Genomic DNA, 278 nt, shown 5'->3' on the forward strand with positions numbered 1-278 from the left:
TTACAATTCCCGAAGAATATGGTGGCTTAGGCATCACTATGGAAGAGGAAGTCAGAGTTGCATTTGAACTTGGACAAACTTCACCGGCTTTTCGTTCTTTAATTGGTACTAATAACGGTATTGGCTCAAGTGCAATTTTGATTGATGGCACAGAAGAGCAAAAGCAGAAATATTTACCACGTTACGCAAGTGGCGAAATTATTGGTTCATTTTGTTTAACCGAGCCTGAATCTGGCTCTGATGCTGCCTCTTTAAAAACCAGTGCCGTAAAAGATGGC

The 278-nt window shown here is 41.0% G+C and carries 1 protein-coding gene; it reads left to right on the forward strand.

Going from position 1 to position 278, the window contains the following annotated elements:
* Positions 1–278: acyl-CoA dehydrogenase family protein (locus ACODJP_RS13950; RefSeq protein ID WP_422482527.1), on the forward strand; the 278-nt coding region annotated here is incomplete at both ends.

The organism is Pleomorphochaeta sp. DL1XJH-081 (assembly GCF_049310885.1).
GTDB lineage: Bacteria > Spirochaetota > Spirochaetia > Sphaerochaetales > Sphaerochaetaceae > CAYZJV01.